Raw genomic sequence first — 17,270 nt, 5'->3', positions numbered from 1 at the left:
GTTTTTAATGGCATACTGCTTCTCATGTAGTGAAACCTTCTGATCTGTACGTTCTGGATCCCTCATGCAACCTGGATGCTTATGAACAGAATAAAAAACGAATTCAGTGCTCTGGTAAATCGCGGCGTGGATCGCCATTTGCGGCTGGCAGTGACCGGTCTTAGCCGCAGCGGGAAAACCGCTTTTATTACCGCCATGGTCAATCAGCTGTTAAATGTCCACAACGGCGCGCGTCTGCCGCTGCTCAGCGCCGTGCGTGAAGAACGGCTGCTTGGCGTGAAACGGGTGCCGCAGCGGGATTTTGGCATTCAGCGCTTCACCTATGATGAAGGCATCGCCCAGCTTTACGGCACGCCGCCGGACTGGCCGACGCCGACGCGTGGCGTCAGTGAGATGCGCCTTGCGCTGCGCTATCGTTCAAATGACTCCCTGCTGCGCCATTTTAAAGACACGTCCACGCTGTATCTGGAAATCGTCGATTATCCAGGTGAATGGCTGCTGGATCTGCCGATGCTGGCGCAGGATTACCTGACCTGGTCGCGACAAATGACCGGTTTGTTACAGGGTCACAGAAAAGAGTGGTCTGCCCGCTGGCGGCAACTGTGCGACGGTCTCGATCCGCTGGCGCCCGCCGATGAAAACCGCCTGGCGGAAATCGCCGCCGCCTGGACCGACTATCTGCACCAGTGCAAACAGCAGGGGCTGCATTTTATTCAGCCGGGACGTTTTGTGCTGCCCGGCGATATGGCCGGTGCCCCCGCGCTGCAATTCTTTCCGTGGCCGGACGTGGACGCCAGCGGCGAAGCGAAACTGGCGCAGGCGGATAAAAGCACCAACGCCGGTATGCTGCGCGAGCGCTACAACTACTACTGCGAAAAAGTGGTGAAGGGCTTTTATAAAAATTACTTCCTGCGCTTTGACCGGCAAATCGTGCTGGTCGACTGTCTGCAACCGCTGAACAGCGGGCCGCAGGCGTTTAATGATATGCGCCTCGCGCTCACGCAGTTAATGCAGAGTTTTCATTACGGACAGCGCACGCTGTTCCGCCGTCTGTTCTCGCCGGTGATCGACAAACTCCTGTTCGCCGCCACCAAAGCCGACCATGTGACCCTCGACCAGCACGCCAATATGGTGTCGCTGTTGCAGCAGCTGATCCAGGACGCCTGGCAAAACGCCGCCTTTGAAGGTATCAGTATGGACTGCATGGGGCTTGCCGCCGTGCAGGCGACGCAAAGCGGGCTGATTGACGTCAGGGGCGAGAAAATTCCCGCCCTGCGCGGCAACCGGTTAAGCGATGGCGCGCCGCTGACGGTCTATCCCGGCGAAGTTCCGGCGCGGCTGCCGGGGCAGGCCTTCTGGGAAAAACAGGGCTTTCAGTTTGAGGCGTTTCGCCCGCAGGTCATGGATGTGGACAAACCGCTGCCGCATATCCGTCTGGATGCGGCGCTGGAGTTTTTAATAGGAGATAAACTGCGATGAACGAACCTTTAAAACCGCGCATCGACTTTGCCGGTCCGCTGGAGTCAGAGCAGGCGGAGACGTTCAAAACCGCGCAGACGTTCGCCGGGCCGGAAGCCGATAATTTCTCGCCAGCCGTCACCGATGAGACGCTACTCGTGGATGACAAGCCCGAAGCGGTGATTGACGCGGCGCTGCGTCCGCGCCGCAGCCTGTGGCGCAAAATGGTGATGGCCGGTCTGGCGCTGTTCGGCGTAAGCGTGGTTGGCCAGGGCGTACAGTGGACAATGCACGCCTGGCAGACGCAGGACTGGGTGGCGCTCGGCGGCTGTGCCGCAGGGGCGCTGATCATCGGCGCTGGCGTCGGATCGGTGGCCACTGAATGGCGTCGGCTGTGGCGGCTGCGGGAACGGGCGCAGGAGCGGGATGAAGCGCGCGATCTGCTGCACAGCCACGGCGCGGGCAGGGGGCGGGCTTTCTGCGAAAAACTGGCGCAGCAGGCGGGCATTGATAAATCCCATCCGGCGCTCCAGCGCTGGTACGCCGCCATTCATGAAACCCAAAGCGATCGCGAGATCGTCACCCTGTATGCCCATCTGGTGCAGCCGGTGCTTGATGCCCAGGCGCGGCGGGAGATCAGCCGCTCGGCGGCGGAATCCACCCTGATGATCGCCGTCAGCCCGCTGGCGCTGGTGGACATGGCGTTTATCGCCTGGCGCAATATCCGGCTGATCAACCGTATCGCCCGGCTGTACGGCATTGAGCTGGGGTATTACAGTCGTCTGCGCCTGTTCCGTCTGGTGCTGCTGAATATCGCCTTCGCCGGGGCCAGTGAACTGGTGCGGGAAGTTGGCATGGACTGGGTGTCGCAGGATCTGGCGGCGCGGCTTTCCGCCCGTGCCGCGCAGGGGATCGGCGCGGGGTTACTCACGGCGCGTCTGGGTATTAAAGCAATGGAACTGTGCCGCCCGCTGCCGTGGATCGACGACGACAAACCGCGCCTTGGCGATTTCCGCCGTCAGCTCATCAGCCAGATGAAAGAGACGCTGCAAAAGGGCAAACCGGCGGCCTGATTTACGCCGTCGGGATGGTACCGCCGTCAATAACGTACTCGGTGCCGTTAATGGCGGCGGCGCGATCGGAGGCCAGGAACGCAATCAGGCTCGCGACTTCCCCCGGCCGCGTTGGACGTCCCAGCGGAATACCCCCCAGCGCATCCATAATGATTTTTTTACCGCCGTCATAATCAGTTCCTGCCTGCACCGCCAGCCGTTCTGCCAGACGCACGGCAGCTTCGGTTTCAATCCACCCCGGCGACACGCTCACTACCCGCACGCCTTTCGGCGATATCTCTTTGGACAAACTTTTGCTGTAGACGGACAGTGCGGCTTTCGCAGCGGCGTAAGCGGTGGTGGCCTCCGGTAATGGCAATGTGCGCTGAATAGACGAAACATGAACGATCACACCGCTGCCCTGACTCACCATGCCCGGCGCCAGCAGACGATCCAGCCGGACGGCAGGGAAAAGATTGAGCGCCAGCTCCCGCTGCCATTGCGCGTCGTCAAGCGCTGCAAACCCTCCGGCTGGCGATGAGGAGCCGCCCAGCATATGCACGATGACGTCCACGCCCCCCAGCCGTTGCTGTACTGCCTCTGCCAGCTGCGCGCATCCCGCTTCGGTGGTGAGATCGGCGACGACAAACAGATCGCTCGCCTGATCGTCCGGATGATGGCGGGCGCAGGTCATCACCTGCGCGCCCAGCTCGCGAAACAGCGCTACGGTTGCCGCGCCTGCGCCTTTAGTGCCAGAGGTGATCAGGACACGTTTGTCAGTCAGTGCCAGAAAATCATGCATACGTTTTTCTCCTGTAGTGTGTCCGTTCACTTTAAGAAGGCTTTATAATTTAAACAATCGGGACAAACCGGGATGCCGTGATGAAAGGAGCGGGATAATGTCACGTATTGCACTGTCAGATCTGGACGCAGTGATGGCTATTGCCCGCCGGGGAACATTCCGGGCGGCGGCTATTGAACTGGGCGTATCCACTACGGCACTGAGTCATATGGTGGCAAAATTCGAGGCCACTCTGGGTGTGCGGCTGTTCAATCGCACTACCCGCAGCGTGGCGCTGACCGATGCCGGGCGGCTTTTTATTGAGCGCATGGGGCCGTCGTTGCAGGGCGTGCATGACGCGCTGGACGCGGTGCGTTCCCGGCGGGAAACCCCGACGGGCGTGTTGCGCATTAACGCGCCGCCCTTTGCCGCCCGTACGCTGCTCAATAGCATTGTGCTGGAGTTTTTGCGTCGCTTTCCGGAAATGCATGTGGATCTGGTCACCGAAGGCAAACTCGTCGACATTGTGGCGGAAGGCTTTGATATCGGCGTGCGGGTCGCCGATCTGATCCCCGCTGATATGATTGCCGTCTCGCTGGGGCAACCGCAGCGCTTTGCGGTGGTGGCGTCCCCCGCCTATCTGGCCCGACATCCCCGTCCCCTCAAACCCATGGATTTACTGGCGCACTCCTGTATTCGGGTACGTTTACCCGATGGATCTCTGTATCGCTGGCATCTGGAAAAGCAGGGCGAGGTCGTGCTGCCGGAGGTGCGCGGGCCGCTAACGCTGGACGAGGCCTCGCTGGTGCGGGCGGAGGTATTGCAGGATGTCGGCATCGGCTTCTTTCTGGAACAGGACATTATTGATGACCTGCGCGCCGGACGGCTGGTGCGCCTGCTGGAGGAGTGGACGCCGCCGTTCCCCGGATTGTGTCTCTATTATCCTGGACGGCGTCATCCGTCGGCGGGGCTGGCTGCCTTCCTCGCGCTGGCTCGTGAGCTGACGCAGAACACGCCCTGAACCTATAACTTTACGCGTGAGTGCCTGTTTTTCCGTCAGGCTGTCAATATTTGTTGACAGACAGCTTCCTGCCAGCCAATAAGTGGCTTATCATTTCATCATAGGTTAACTATTCAGGGTGAAGCCCTCATGCGTCTGGAAGTGTTTTGTGAAGACCGCCTTGGTCTGGCCCGCGAGCTGCTCGATCTGCTGGTATTACGCGGCATAGATCTGCGCGGTATCGAAATCGACCCTATCGGTCGCATCTACCTTAATTTTGCTGAACTGGAGTTCACCACCTTCAGCAGCCTGATGGCGGAGATCCGCCGTATCGCGGGCGTCACCGACGTGCGCACCGTACTGTGGATGCCGTCGGAGCGTGAACATCTGGCGCTCAGCGCCTTACTGGAAGCGCTGCCGGAGCCAGTGCTCTCGGTCGATATGAAATGCAAAGTGGAGCTGGCGAACCCGGCCAGTTGCCAGCTGTTCGCGCTTGAGCAGGCAAAGCTGCGCAACCATACCGCGATGCAGCTTATCCCTGGTTTTAACTTCCAGCGCTGGCTGGAGGGGAATCCGCAGGCGTCCCATAACGAACATGTGGTGATCAACGGGCAAAATTTCCTGATGGAAATCACCCCGGTGCATCTGGAAGGCGAAGCGGGGACGCCGGTGCTGACCGGCGCGGTGGTGATGCTGCGTTCGACCATCCGCATGGGCCGCCAGCTGCAAAATATGACCACGCAGGACGTCAGCGCCTTCAGCCAGATCGTCGCCGTCAGCCCGAAAATGCGTCAGGTGGTGGATCAGGCCCGCAAACTGGCGATGCTTACCGCGCCGCTGCTGATCGTCGGCGATACCGGTACCGGCAAAGATTTGCTGGCGCACGCCTGTCATCTTGCCAGCCCGCGCGCTGCTAAGCCCTATCTGGCATTAAACTGCGCCTCCATTCCGGAGGATGCGGTGGAAAGCGAACTCTTTGGTCACGCGCCGGAAGGCAAAAAAGGCTTTTTCGAGCAGGCAAACGGCGGCTCGGTGCTGCTGGATGAGATCGGCGAAATGTCGCCGCGCATGCAGGTCAAACTGCTGCGCTTCCTTAATGACGGCACGTTCCGCCGCGTCGGGGAAGATCATGAGGTGCATGTGGATGTGCGGGTAATTTGCGCCACGCAGAAAAACCTCGTGGAACTGGTGCAGAAAGGGTTGTTCCGGGAAGATCTCTATTATCGTCTGAACGTGCTGACGCTCAATCTGCCGCCGCTGCGCGATCGTCCGCAGGATATCATGCCGCTGACCGAACTTTTCGTGGCGCGTTTTGCCGATGAGCAGGGCGTGCCGCGCCCGAAACTGTCCGCCGAGCTGAATACGGTGCTGATGCGCTATGGCTGGCCGGGCAACGTGCGTCAGCTTAAAAACGCCATTTATCGCGCGCTGACGCAGCTCGAAGGTTATGAGTTACGCTCGCAGGATATTTTGCTGCCCGATTATGACGCCGGTAGCCTGGCCGTGGGCGAAGAGGCGATGGAAGGCTCGCTGGATGACATCACCAGCCGCTTTGAGCGTTCGGTGCTGACGCAGCTCTACCGGAGCTATCCCAGCACGCGCAAACTGGCGAAACGCCTTGGCGTATCCCATACGGCGATTGCCAATAAACTGCGGGAATACGGCTTAAGCCAGAAGAAGGGCGAGGAGTAAGCGGGAAATGAGTGCCGGGTGCAATGGATAAGCCCGGCAAGCCTGCGCCGCCGGGCGAACTAACCTGAAATTACGCTTTCAGCGCAGCCAGCGCGGCGTCGTAATTCGGTTCGTTGGTGATTTCGTTCACCAGCTCGCTGAACAGCACGGTGTCGTTCTCGTCGATCACCACAACTGCACGGGCCGCCAGGCCTTTCAGTGCGCCTTCGGTGATGCCGATACCGTAGTTTTCCAGGAACTCTGCATTACGCAGGGTGGAAAGGGTGATGACGTTGCTCAGACCTTCCGCGCCGCAAAAACGGGAATGGGCGAACGGCAGATCCGCAGAGATGCACAGCACAACGGTGTCTTTCATCTCGGTGGCGAGCTGGTTGAATTTGCGCACGGACGCGGCGCAGACGCCGGTATCAATGCTCGGGAAGACATTCAGTACTTTGCGTTTGCCCGCGAACTGGCCCAGCGTGACATCCGTTAAATCTTTTGCCACCAGCGTGAATGCCGGCGCTTTGCTGCCAGCCTGGGGAATGGTGCCGGCAACAGCGACCGGATTGCCCTGAAAATGAACGAGTTGTGACATAAATAGCTTCCTGTTTACATATAGTTAACGTCGCGGCTAGTTTACGGGATTATTCAGGAACTCGGCAAACCTATTTTCATCACTATACTGTCCACATCGCGCCTGAGGAGTAACGGAATGAGAACCGTCAAGGTTTATGAAGAGAACTGGCCGCTGCATACGCCCTTTGTGATCTCGCGTGGCAGCCGCAATGAAGCGCGGGTGGTGGTGGTTGAACTGGAAGAGAATGGTGTGCGGGCAGTGGGCGAATGTACGCCCTATCCGCGCTATGGTGAAAGCGATGCCTCGGTGATCGCGCAAATCATGACCGTGGTGCCGCAGCTGGAAGGCGGGCTGACGCGTCAGGATCTGCAATCGCTCCTGCCGCCTGGCGCGGCGCGTAATGCCGTGGACAGCGCCCTGTGGGATCTGGAGGCGCGTCGCGCAGGACAGAATCTGATGGATCTCCTGCACGTGCCGCTGACGGGCACGGTGACCACCGCGCAAACGGTGGTGATCGGCACGCCGCAGCAGATGGCGGCCAGCGCGGCGGCGCTGTGGGAAAAGGGCGCGCGTCTGCTGAAGGTGAAACTCGATGATACGTTTATCAGCGAACGGCTGGTGGCGGTACGTTCGGCGGTGCCCGACGCCACCCTGATTGTCGATGCCAATGAGTCCTGGCACAGCGAAGGGCTGGCGGCGCGCTGCCAGCTGCTGGCGGATCTGGGCGTGGCGATGCTGGAGCAGCCGCTGCCCGCCAGCGATGACGCCATGCTGGCGAATTTTATCCATCCGCTGCCCATCTGCGCCGATGAAAGCTGCCACACGCGCAGCAGCCTGCAAAATTTGCAGGGCCGCTACGAGATGATCAACATCAAGCTGGATAAAACCGGTGGCCTGACCGAGGCGCTGGCGCTGGCCGACGCCGCTTCAGCGCAGGGGCTGGGACTGATGCTCGGCTGTATGCTCTGCACCTCGCGGGCCATCAGCGCGGCGCTGCCGCTGGCGGGCAAAGTGCGTTTCGCCGATCTGGATGGCCCGACCTGGCTGGCGGTGGACGTGGAGCCGGGACTGCGCTTCTCCACCGGTCAGCTTCACCTCTGAGGCGTCCAGCGCAGCAGATCCATCATCGCCTGCAAATAGATTTCGCTCGCCTCATCGTTTGAGATAGGCGGAAACTCGGCGGTGATGCAGTTCAGGCCTATGTCGGCGCACCAGCTGCCAAAAGAGCCGGGCGTTTCATAGCCGACGCTGGTGACGTGCGGCAGGGCGAACGCCTGCGCCAGCCACGCCCCCAGCTCGCTTTGCGCGGGATCTTCAATACAGGCCAGCGGATCGTGAAAGGTCACCACCCATGCCGGATGAATACGGTGGATCAACTGGCACAGCGCCTGCGTTTCCGGTTCGGAGCCGGGCGTCGTGCCGGTCTGTAATACCACATCCCGCGCCTCGGCGGCGCTGTTCCAGCGATACACCGTGTCCCCGGCCCGCCAGTTGGCCGCCGGAAAGTTGCGGTTCAGATCGACGCCGTTCGCATTGGCGCGTAAACCGAGCTGGCAGCCGTCCGGGTTCACCGCCAGCACCACATGATGGTGACGAAACTGCGGGCTTAACGTCCGCAGCGCGCATGACAGCGTAACCACGGCGGCATTTTCATCGCCATGGGTTCCGGCAATGATCAGCCCGCTGTCCGACGAGGCCTGCGGCGCGGGAAACCAGATCAGCGGCGCCCCAAGCCCGGAGATGCCATAATGTTCCGTCAGCGGGGGAAAAGCCCCTCGTTCGGCGCGCGGAAGGGAAACGGACATAGACATCCTTACTCTGTCGGGTGATGGTTAAAAGTGTTAAGCAAAACACGATCCTTTTCAAATCGTTATTTTCTGAAGGGATATGTTTGCTTTCCCTGTTGTTAAAACAAATAATTACCTCATCTTTCGCCGGCCGGCACCTACTTTTGAGGGGATCTCATGAAACATTCCGTTTCGCTAACCTGTTGTGCGCTGTTGATGTGCAGCTTTTCGTCGATTTCTGTTGCCGCCGAGGTGCCAGCGGGCGCAGTGCTGGCGAAAAAGCAGGTGCTGGTGCGCCACATTAAAGACGAGCCTGCATCACTGGATCCGGCTAAAGCCGTTGGCCTGCCGGAAATCCAGGTGATCCGCGATCTGTTCGAAGGGCTGGTGAATCAGAATGAGAAGGGCGAGCTGGTGCCCGGCGTCGCCACCAAATGGCAGAGCAACGATAACCGCGTCTGGACTTTTACTCTGCGCAACGATGCAAAATGGTCGGACGGCACGCCGGTGACCGCGCAGGATTTTGTCTACAGCTGGCAGCGGCTGGTCGATCCAAAAACCACTTCGCCATTCGCCTGGTTTGCGGCGCTGGCGGGCGTCAGCAATGCGCAAAACATCATTGACGGCAAAGCCACGCCGGACAAGCTCGGCGTCACTGCCGTTGACCCCCACACGCTGCGCGTTCAGCTTGATAAACCGCTGCCCTGGTTTGCCAATCTGACCGCCAGCTTCGCGTTTTATCCGGTACAGAAAGCGAATGTGGAGCAGGGCGCGGAGTGGACGAAGCCCGGCAAGCTCATCGGTAACGGCGCTTATGTATTAAAAGATCGCGTGGTGAATGAAAAACTGGTGGCGGTGCCGAACGTCAATTACTGGGACAACGCCCGTACGGTGATCCAGCAGGTCACTTTTGTGCCGATCAACCAGGAGAGCGCCGCCACCAAACGCTATCTGGCGGACGATATTGATATCACCGAATCCTTCCCGAAAAACCTCTATCAGAAGCTGATGAAAGACATTCCGGGCCAGGTCTACACGCCGCCGCAGCTGGGCACCTATTATTACGCCTTTAACACCCAGAAAGGCCCGACCGCCGATCCGCGTGTGCGGCTGGCGCTGAGCCTGACCATTGACCGCCAGCTGATGGCGGACAAAGTGCTGGGCACCGGCGAGAAACCCGCGTGGCATTTCACGCCGGACGTGACGGCCGGGTTTAAAGCTTCGCCATCGCCTTTTGCTTCCATGAGCCAGGAAGAGCGGAACGCGCAGGCGAAAACCCTGTTGCAGGCGGCAGGTTACGGCCCGCAGCGCCCGCTGAATCTGACCTTGCTGTATAACACCTCGGAAACGCACCAGAAAATCGCCATTGCGGTGGCGTCGATGTGGAAGAAAAATCTGGGCGTGGATGTGAAGCTGCAAAACCAGGAGTGGAAAACCTACATCGACAGCCGCAACACCGGCAATTTTGATGTGATCCGCGCGTCATGGGTGGGGGATTACAACGAGCCGTCAACTTTCCTGTCGCTGCTGACTTCCAGCCATAGCGGCAATATTTCGCGCTTTAACGATCCGGCTTACGATAAAGTACTGAATCAGGCCGCGCAGGAAACCACTGCGGAAGCGCGTAATGCCGATTATAACGAAGCGGAAAAAATCATTGCCGAAAAAGCGCCGATTGCCCCTATCTACCAGTACAGTAACGGACGACTGATCAAACCCTGGCTGAAAGGCTATCCGATTAACAATCCGGAAGACGTGGCTTACACCCGCACGATGTATATTTTGCAGCACTGACAGACGCGGGCTGGCTTGCCAGCCCGTTATCCCGCCTGGTGAGGGTAAATCTCATCGCCTTTGCTGAACATTACGCGGTTGCGGCCGCTGGCTTTGGCATTATAAAGCGCCACATCTGCCCGCCGCAGCGCCGCTTCCATGTCGTTACCCTCATCCTGCAAACTGACCACGCCGCCGCAAAGCCGCATCTGGTGCGTGTACGGGAAATCGGTGTTTTCCACCGTTTTACGGATACGCTCCGCCAGCGCGATGGCCTCGCTCAACGAGGTGTCCGGCAGGAAGATCACAAACTCCTCACCGCCGAAGCGATTAATAATGTCGCTCTCGCGGCAGACGGCTTTCAGCAATACCGCCAGGCTTATCAGCACCGCATCCCCGGCGTCATGGCCGTGCTCGTCGTTGATCACCTTAAAGTGATCGATATCCAACGCCAGCAGGCAGTGGTGATCGCTGTGCCGGTAGCGGCGGGTCATCTCTCTGAAACCCCGACGGTTATACAGGCCAGTAAGCGGGTCGGTCATCGCCTCGTCGTTCAGCGCGCTGACCCGGTTGACCATCATCAGCACGTGGTGATACACCGCTTCCCGCAGATTCGCCGCCTCCGCATACCAGGCCTGGATCCCCGGCAGCGCTTTCAGCGTGCGGGTGCTGTCCTCCGAGCGCGTCAGTTCCGCCAGCTTTTCCAGCGGCGCGGAGATTCGCGAGGAGAGCCAGGCCACCAGCGCGATCATCAGGCTGATCAGCGTCAGCAGGATCCAGGTGGCGTTTTCCGCCGTCAGCGCCAGAATACGCTGCACATTATCTGAGGTGCCGTAAATAAAGACATTCCAGCCGGTCGCCTTCAGGCTGGCATAGCCGAGCAGATATTCCTGTCCCTGATGAGTCAGTAAATATTTACCGCTCTGTTCGTGGATTAATTTATCTTTAAGCTCAGGATTAACCGCGATATGGCCACCGACGAGGGAGGGATCGTGATTATAAATAACTTTGCCATCGTTACTGACAATACTCACCTGAGAATCATCTTCATAAAAATGCTGGCTGATAATATTGCTCAGCATACTCGGCTTTTTCAGATAGATAGAGCCGCCGACAAAGCCGAGATAATGTCCGTCAGCGGCATAAAGCGGCTGGGAGATAAACACCACATAATTTCCGGCAGCTGACATAAACGGACTGGAAATAAAGGGTTGTTTAAGGGCGATGGCGCGCCTGGTGGCGTCAGAGGTGAGCTTTTGCCCGACCAGCCCCAGACTTTCAGGCGAGGCGGCAGCCACCACCGCCTGGGAGGTGACGATCACCACCGAGTTAAAAAATCCGGATTGCAGGCGTAACCGTTCCGCTTCGCGATGCAGATTATCCTCATCGCGCAGCGTTTTGATTTGCTGTGCGCTATAGGCAAGTTCGCGCTGCGCTGTGGAAAAGTAGCCGTCGGTGGTGTCCGCCAGTTTGCGCGCATAGGCGATATTGCTGCGCAGCAGGCTGTCCTCAATATTTTCTTTCTGTATGAGCCACAGCGTGCTGAGCAGAAGCAGGGAGGTCAGCGTGACGCTGCCCACAGAGAGGATGATCAATAGCGAACGAAGCCCGATTCTTTTTTTGGACATGCCGGTTGGTCGTCGATAGCAGGTAAAAGGGGCGCTATGTTAGCAAACCAGGCGCTAAAAAGCTGTTTGTTTATTAAGCGATTTTACCCTGTCCCGGCGGGAGGAGGCGCTGTAACAAAGCGGTCAAATAACAGATTATGCGCGCCGGAATTTTTGGCTGACGTTAGCCTTTATCACCGAATTATTAAAAAGGCGCATTAGCTTTTGCGTTGCACATTATTTCTTCGTATTTAAGTACGGCTACATTAAATTTCAGGGGCAGAGCGTGAAAGGACGCTAAATATACCGCCATGCTTATCCCTGAGACAATCGCGCTGCGGCGTCAAAAACGTTTATGCTACAGATGTAGTGTTATCCACTTATAAAAATATTTTAAGCAGTGAAAAACTATCCCTTGGGTAAAACTTTCCGCTATTAACGGCGAACATGATGCGCCTTAAAAATGAGAGTGAAAAAGGGTATTCCAGATGCTATAAAGCTACTGAATCCCTCCCTGACGTATTAGCAGGCCTGTTTATGCTTAAACATATTAGTGTTCGAACCTTCATCATGTTATTCCTGCTGAGTACATTTGTTGTCATGGAAATAATAGTGATGGCCGTCTCAAAAGACGTCACCTTAATTACTCTGCTGGCTATTTTATCGCTGATAACGCTCGGTTTATTATGGGCATATATGACGTTTTATTTAGTTTCGCCGATCAATACCGTTAAAAAAAGCATCGATGAAGTCATCGCCGGTAACTTATCTATTACCATCCCGATTTTCGGTAACAACTGTGCGGGGCGGTTGATCCCTGGCATCAATCATCTTTCCAGTAACATCGCCACGCTGGTGCGGGAAATCCGCGCCTCCTCGCAGGCGGCCATGGATCTTTCCGGGCAGCTGCACTCCCGCAGCGCGGAGCTGGCGGTGAAAAGCGAAGAACAGTCCGCCGCGCTGATCCAGACCGCTTCCAGCATGGAGCAAATGGCGGCCAGCACCAGAAATAACGCGGAAAACACCCAGCGCGCCACGCAGTACGCCAGCGAAGCCACCGGCAGCGCGCGCCGGGGCGGTGAGCTAATGGATCAAGTCTCGAACAATATGCAGTCCATTACCGACTGTGCGCAGCAGATGACTGATATTATCGCCATGATCGACGGCATCGCATTCCAGACCAATATTCTGGCCCTTAACGCCGCGGTGGAAGCCGCCCGTGCGGGGGATCATGGTAAAGGTTTCTCGGTGGTAGCGGGAGAGGTCAGAACCCTTGCGCACCGCAGCGCCGAAGCCGCCAAAAGCATCAAATCGCTGATCGCGGTGACGACGCAAAACGTCAGCCAGGGCGCGCAGGTGGTCGAAGAAGCAGGTAAAAACATGCACGAGATCGTCGCCGGGGCCGGGCAGGTGAGCCAGCTTATGGATGAGATTTCGGTTTCAACGCTGCAACAGGAAAAAGGTATCGCGCAAATCAGCCAGGCGCTGTCTGAGCTGGAAAAACTCACCCAAAGCAATGTCACTATGGTGGATGAGCTGTCCGGCTCGGCGGATGTGCTGAAAAACCAGGTGCTTGAACTCCAGGGCAGAACGCGCAGTTTCCGGCTGGAAAACGCGCCGCAGCCTGTGGCGCAGGCAGGCGCGGCATTTCTCCATAAAATTCAGCGCACTGGCACCTTTTCTGATTGCTTAAGCCCGGCAGACAGCTAGACTGTTTTCATTACAGTGCTGAATGCGGAGGGGCCGTGGAGGCAATTAAGGGATCGGACGTTAACGTCCCGGATGCAGTCTATGCGTGGCTGCTGGATGGCAAAGGCGGCGTGACGACGCTGAGCGATGAAGACGTTATTGACGACAAGCATCCTTGCTGGCTGCACCTCAACTATACCAATCAGGAGAGCGCGGCCTGGCTTGCGACCACGCCTTTGCTTCCCAACAACGTGCGCGATGCGCTGGCGGGCGACAGCCTGCGGCCGCGCGTCAGCCGCTTAGGCGAGGGGACGCTGATCACGCTGCGCTGCATTAACGGCAGTACCGATGAGCGCCCGGATCAGCTGGTGGCGATGCGTTTATATATGGATGAGCGGCTGATTGTCTCGACACGGCAGCGTAAAGTGCTGGCGCTGGATGACGTGGTACACGATCTCCAGGAAGGCACCGGGCCGACGGACGTCGGCGGCTGGCTGGTGGATGTCTGCGATGCCCTGACCGATCATGCCAGCGAATTTATCGAAGTGCTGCACGACAAAATCATCGATCTGGAAGATAACCTGCTCGATCAGCAAATTCCCCCGCGGGGTTTTCTGGCCCTGCTGCGCAAACAGCTGATCGTAATGCGTCGCTATATGGCCCCGCAACGGGATGTGTATGCCCGTCTCGCCAGCGAGCGTTTTCCGTGGATGAATGACGATCAGCGCCGCCGCATGCAGGATATCTCTGACCGGCTGGGACGCGGGCTGGATGAAATCGACGCCTGTATCGCCCGTACCGGCGTGATGACCGATGAGATCACCCAGGTGATGCAGGAGTCATTGTCACGACGCAGCTACACCATGTCGTTGATGGCAATGGTATTTTTACCCAGTACTTTCCTGACCGGGCTGTTTGGCGTTAACCTTGGCGGCATTCCCGGCGGCAGCTGGCATCTGGGCTTTGCGATCTTCTGCTTGATGCTGGTGGTATTGATCGGCGGAGTTACCTGGTGGTTACATCGCAGTAAATGGTTGTAAATTTTAACGTTTTTAACAAAATGCAAACATGAAAAGGCCACCTTAGTTGAGCGAAATCAATAAAACGCCGGTTCATTCAGGGCACTATCTCTCCCGCAGGTGAATGCAACGTCAAGCGATGGGCGTTGCGCTCCATATTGTCTTACTTCCTTTTTTTGAATTACTGCATAGCACAATTGATTCGTACGACGCCGGCTTTAAAGAGTCGGCTTTTTTTTGCCTCTTTTCCGTGAGCTTCTACCCTTAAGGTGTGCTTCATTCATGCGGAGGTAACTATGTCCCGTCTCAATTTGTTCAGTCCTGTTGATACGCTGCCCACCGACCCGATCCCCGTTGACCCGGTTCCGGTGCCCGATCCCATTCCCCATCCACAGCCATTACCCGATCCGCCGCCGGACGAGGTGCCGATTAAATTGTCGCGTTGAGCGGGCAGATCTGAGAGGATACGCGCCTGCTGAACCTGGCCTTTTATCGCGAGAATATACTGTGACCGCTTTTTCTACCCTGAATGCTCTACCCGCCGCCCAGATCGAAAACCTGAACGAACTGGGCTATCTGACCATGACACCTGTCCAGGCAGCGGCGTTGCCCGCGATCCTTGCCGGGAAAGATGTCCGCGTGCAGGCAAAAACCGGGAGCGGGAAAACGGCGGCTTTTGGCTTAGGGCTGTTGCAGCACATTGACGCCAGCCAGTTTCAGACGCAGTCGCTGATTTTATGCCCGACCCGTGAACTGGCGGATCAGGTTGCCAGCGAACTGCGCCGACTGGCGCGTTTTATGCCGAACATTAAGATCCTGACGTTGTGCGGCGGCCAGCCATTCGGCGCGCAGCGCGATTCGCTGCAACATGCGCCGCATATTATCGTCGCCACGCCGGGGCGTTTACTGGATCACCTGCAAAAGAACACCGTGGCGCTCGATCACCTGCAAACGCTGGTGATGGATGAAGCGGATCGCATGCTGGATATGGGATTCAGTGATGCCATTGACGCGGTGATTCGCTTTGCGCCCGCCTCGCGCCAGACGCTGCTGTTTTCCGCCACCTGGCCGGAGGCTATCGCCGCCATCAGCGGACGCGTGCAGCGCGATCCGGAAACTATCGAAATTGATACCGTCGACGATCTGCCTGCCGTTGAGCAGCAATTTTTTGAAGTTTCCCGCAACGGCAAAATCAGCCTGTTGCAAAAGCTGCTGAGCGAGCACCGCCCGGCGTCCTGCGTGGTATTCTGCAACACCAAAAAAGATTGTCAGGAAGTATGCGATGCGCTGAACGAAGCAGGGCAGGACGCGCTGGCGCTGCATGGCGATCTGGAGCAGCGCGACCGCGATCAGACGCTGGTGCGCTTTGCCAACGGCAGCGCACGCGTGCTGGTGGCCACCGACGTGGCGGCGCGCGGGCTGGACATCAAATCCCTCGAACTGGTGGTGAACTACGAGCTGGCGTGGGATCCGGAAGTGCACGTGCACCGTATTGGTCGTACGGCGCGAGCCGGTAACAGCGGTCTGGCGATCAGCCTCTGCGCGCCGGAAGAAGCCCAGCGCGCCAATATCCTGTCTGAAATGCTGCAACTGAAGCTGAACTGGCTGAACCCGCCAGCAAACGTGAAAGTTGTGCCGCTGGAAGCCGAAATGGCGACGCTGTGCATTGATGGCGGTAAAAAAGCCAAAATGCGCGCCGGGGATGTGCTGGGGGCAATGACCGGGGATATGGGCATGGATGGCGCAGATATCGGTAAGATTACCATTCATCCGGCGCATGTTTATGTGGCGGTGCGTCAGGGCGTGGCGCGTCAGGCGTGGAAGCAGTTCCAGAGCGGGAAAATTAAGGGCAAGACCTGCCGCGTACGTTTACTGAAATAAGCCTTAATGCCTCTCTGGCCATATGACCAGAGAGGCGCAACATCATTTCACTTCAACAACGTTAAGGCGCAGCTCATCGAGTTGAGCGTCTTCGTCTTCCGGCTGCCAGCCTACCGGTTGCAGCGGAATGGATTCACGATCGAAGGCCAGATCGCCGCCATCCACCACTTCAGCCCCCTGCGTAATACCTTTAAAATCAAACAGGTTAACGTCGTTCAGGTGCGATGGCACCACGTTCTGCATGGCGCTGAACATGGTTTCCAGACGGCCCGGATAGCGTTTATCCCAGTCGCGCAGCATGTCGCCAATCACCTGACGTTGCAGGTTCGGCTGCGAACCGCACAGGTTGCACGGAATAATCGGGTAGCCTTTCGCTTCGGCAAAACGCTCGATGTCTTTCTCGCGGCAGTAGGCCAGCGGACGGATCACAATATGCATGCCGTCGTCGCTCATCAGCTTCGGCGGCATGCCTTTCATTTTGCCGCCGTAGAACATATTCAAAAACAGCGTTTGCAGAATGTCATCGCGATGATGGCCGAGGGCGATTTTCGTGGCGCCCAGCTCGGTGGCGGTACGGTAAAGAATGCCACGACGCAGACGCGAACAGAGTGAACAGGTGGTTTTACCTTCCGGGATCTTCTCTTTTACGATGCCGTAGGTATTTTCCTCAACGATTTTATATTCGACGCCGAGCTGTTCGAGATATTCAGGAAGAATATGACCCGGGAAGCCAGGCTGTTTCTGATCGAGGTTCACCGCCACCAGCGAGAAATTGACCGGCGCGCTCTGCTGCAGATTGCGCAGGATCTCCAGCATGGTGTAGCTGTCTTTACCGCCTGACAGACACACCATAATGCGATCGCCTTCTTCAATCATGTTGAAGTCCGCAATGGCTTCACCCACATTGCGGCGCAGACGCTTCTGGAGTTTGTTCAGGTTATACTGTTCTTTTTTGTTAACTTCTTGATTTTG

The 17,270-nt window shown here is 57.6% G+C and carries 15 protein-coding genes; 10 read left to right on the top strand and 5 right to left on the bottom strand.

Annotation, left to right across the window (positions count from 1 at the left end):
- Positions 1–81: 81 nt before the first annotated feature.
- Positions 82–1,479 carry a YcjX family protein gene (locus QRD42_RS15255; RefSeq protein WP_321987540.1) on the top strand — a complete coding sequence of 466 codons (1,398 nt, stop codon included), beginning with the start codon at positions 82–84 and terminating at the stop codon, positions 1,477–1,479.
- The gene (locus QRD42_RS15250) at positions 1,476–2,531 is read left to right on the top strand and encodes a YcjF family protein (RefSeq protein ID WP_321987539.1); all 1,056 of its coding nucleotides are present in this window, start codon (positions 1,476–1,478) and stop codon (positions 2,529–2,531) included. The genes QRD42_RS15255 and QRD42_RS15250 overlap by 4 nt, the downstream gene beginning before the upstream one ends.
- A 1-nt stretch (position 2,532) precedes the next feature.
- On the opposite strand, the gene QRD42_RS15245 is transcribed toward QRD42_RS15250, so the two are convergent.
- Positions 2,533–3,312, bottom strand: a complete 780-nt coding sequence (locus tag QRD42_RS15245) for an SDR family oxidoreductase (RefSeq protein WP_321987538.1) — start codon at positions 3,310–3,312, stop codon at positions 2,533–2,535.
- Positions 3,313–3,409: 97 nt separating this feature from the next.
- Between QRD42_RS15245 and QRD42_RS15240 the strand changes: the two genes are divergently transcribed.
- The gene (locus tag QRD42_RS15240; protein WP_321987537.1) at positions 3,410–4,312 is read left to right on the top strand and encodes a LysR family transcriptional regulator; all 903 of its coding nucleotides are present in this window, start codon (positions 3,410–3,412) and stop codon (positions 4,310–4,312) included.
- 129 nt (positions 4,313–4,441) lie between these two features.
- The gene (tyrR, locus tag QRD42_RS15235; protein WP_072568587.1) at positions 4,442–5,983 is read left to right on the top strand and encodes a transcriptional regulator TyrR; all 1,542 of its coding nucleotides are present in this window, start codon (positions 4,442–4,444) and stop codon (positions 5,981–5,983) included.
- A gap of 70 nt (positions 5,984–6,053) precedes the next feature.
- On the opposite strand, the gene tpx is transcribed toward tyrR, so the two are convergent.
- On the bottom strand, positions 6,054–6,560 hold the full coding sequence (gene tpx / locus QRD42_RS15230; RefSeq protein WP_072568586.1) for a thiol peroxidase: 507 nt from the start codon (positions 6,558–6,560) through the stop codon (positions 6,054–6,056).
- Positions 6,561–6,677: 117 nt separating this feature from the next.
- Here tpx and ycjG point away from each other — a divergent pair, with 117 nt between their 5' ends.
- Positions 6,678–7,643, top strand: coding sequence for an L-Ala-D/L-Glu epimerase (gene ycjG / locus QRD42_RS15225; protein WP_318375503.1), 966 nt, complete (start codon positions 6,678–6,680; stop codon positions 7,641–7,643).
- Here ycjG and mpaA read toward each other — a convergent pair.
- A complete protein-coding gene (mpaA, locus tag QRD42_RS15220) occupies positions 7,634–8,347 on the bottom strand; it encodes a murein tripeptide amidase MpaA (RefSeq protein ID WP_072568584.1) in 714 nt (237 codons plus the stop codon). The genes ycjG and mpaA overlap by 10 nt on opposite strands.
- Positions 8,348–8,506: 159 nt before the next feature.
- Here mpaA and QRD42_RS15215 point away from each other — a divergent pair, with 159 nt between their 5' ends.
- Complete coding sequence (locus QRD42_RS15215) at positions 8,507–10,123, top strand: peptide ABC transporter substrate-binding protein (RefSeq protein ID WP_321987536.1); 1,617 nt, start codon at positions 8,507–8,509, stop codon at positions 10,121–10,123.
- A gap of 26 nt (positions 10,124–10,149) precedes the next feature.
- On the opposite strand, the gene QRD42_RS15210 is transcribed toward QRD42_RS15215, so the two are convergent.
- Positions 10,150–11,730 carry a sensor domain-containing diguanylate cyclase gene (locus QRD42_RS15210; RefSeq protein ID WP_318375502.1) on the bottom strand — a complete coding sequence of 527 codons (1,581 nt, stop codon included), beginning with the start codon at positions 11,728–11,730 and terminating at the stop codon, positions 10,150–10,152.
- A 594-nt stretch (positions 11,731–12,324) separates the two neighbouring features.
- On the opposite strand from QRD42_RS15210, the gene QRD42_RS15205 reads away from it, so the two are divergent.
- The 4 genes from QRD42_RS15205 (at position 12,325) to dbpA (ending at position 16,298) form a co-directional block, all read left to right on the top strand.
- Entirely contained in the window at positions 12,325–13,419 is a 1,095-nt protein-coding gene (locus tag QRD42_RS15205; protein ID WP_415877717.1) for a methyl-accepting chemotaxis protein, read from the top strand.
- 35 nt (positions 13,420–13,454) lie between these two features.
- Positions 13,455–14,438, top strand: a complete 984-nt coding sequence (gene zntB, locus QRD42_RS15200) for a zinc transporter ZntB (RefSeq protein WP_318363634.1) — start codon at positions 13,455–13,457, stop codon at positions 14,436–14,438.
- 275 nt (positions 14,439–14,713) lie between these two features.
- On the top strand, positions 14,714–14,863 hold the full coding sequence (locus QRD42_RS15195) for a hypothetical protein (RefSeq protein WP_318374986.1): 150 nt from the start codon (positions 14,714–14,716) through the stop codon (positions 14,861–14,863).
- A 61-nt stretch (positions 14,864–14,924) separates the two neighbouring features.
- Positions 14,925–16,298 (top strand): ATP-dependent RNA helicase DbpA, encoded by a 1,374-nt coding sequence (gene dbpA / locus QRD42_RS15190; protein ID WP_318363633.1) that lies wholly within the window; start codon positions 14,925–14,927, stop codon positions 16,296–16,298.
- A gap of 42 nt (positions 16,299–16,340) precedes the next feature.
- On the opposite strand, the gene ttcA is transcribed toward dbpA, so the two are convergent.
- The coding region (ttcA, locus tag QRD42_RS15185) for a tRNA 2-thiocytidine(32) synthetase TtcA (RefSeq protein WP_321987534.1) at positions 16,341–17,270 on the bottom strand (930 nt) is incomplete at its 5' end.

Origin of the sequence: Enterobacter sp. PGRG2, assembly GCF_030291195.1 — a bacterium.
GTDB lineage: Bacteria > Pseudomonadota > Gammaproteobacteria > Enterobacterales > Enterobacteriaceae > Enterobacter_D.
The sequence above is the reverse complement of the archived record's forward strand: the minus strand, read 5'-3'. Positions and strand labels throughout refer to the sequence as shown.

Coding starts and splice junctions, on each gene's coding strand:
- QRD42_RS15255 (WP_321987540.1), top strand. CDS start 82: ATGAACAGAATAAAAAACGAATTCAGTGCTCTGGTAAATCGCGGCGTG.
- QRD42_RS15250 (WP_321987539.1), top strand. CDS start 1,476: ATGAACGAACCTTTAAAACCGCGCATCGACTTTGCCGGTCCGCTGGAG.
- QRD42_RS15245 (WP_321987538.1), bottom strand. CDS start 3,312: ATGCATGATTTTCTGGCACTGACTGACAAACGTGTCCTGATCACCTCT.
- QRD42_RS15240 (WP_321987537.1), top strand. CDS start 3,410: ATGTCACGTATTGCACTGTCAGATCTGGACGCAGTGATGGCTATTGCC.
- tyrR (WP_072568587.1), top strand. CDS start 4,442: ATGCGTCTGGAAGTGTTTTGTGAAGACCGCCTTGGTCTGGCCCGCGAG.
- tpx (WP_072568586.1), bottom strand. CDS start 6,560: ATGTCACAACTCGTTCATTTTCAGGGCAATCCGGTCGCTGTTGCCGGC.
- ycjG (WP_318375503.1), top strand. CDS start 6,678: ATGAGAACCGTCAAGGTTTATGAAGAGAACTGGCCGCTGCATACGCCC.
- mpaA (WP_072568584.1), bottom strand. CDS start 8,347: ATGTCCGTTTCCCTTCCGCGCGCCGAACGAGGGGCTTTTCCCCCGCTG.
- QRD42_RS15215 (WP_321987536.1), top strand. CDS start 8,507: ATGAAACATTCCGTTTCGCTAACCTGTTGTGCGCTGTTGATGTGCAGC.
- QRD42_RS15210 (WP_318375502.1), bottom strand. CDS start 11,730: ATGTCCAAAAAAAGAATCGGGCTTCGTTCGCTATTGATCATCCTCTCT.
- QRD42_RS15205 (WP_415877717.1), top strand. CDS start 12,325: ATGGCCGTCTCAAAAGACGTCACCTTAATTACTCTGCTGGCTATTTTA.
- QRD42_RS15195 (WP_318374986.1), top strand. CDS start 14,714: ATGTCCCGTCTCAATTTGTTCAGTCCTGTTGATACGCTGCCCACCGAC.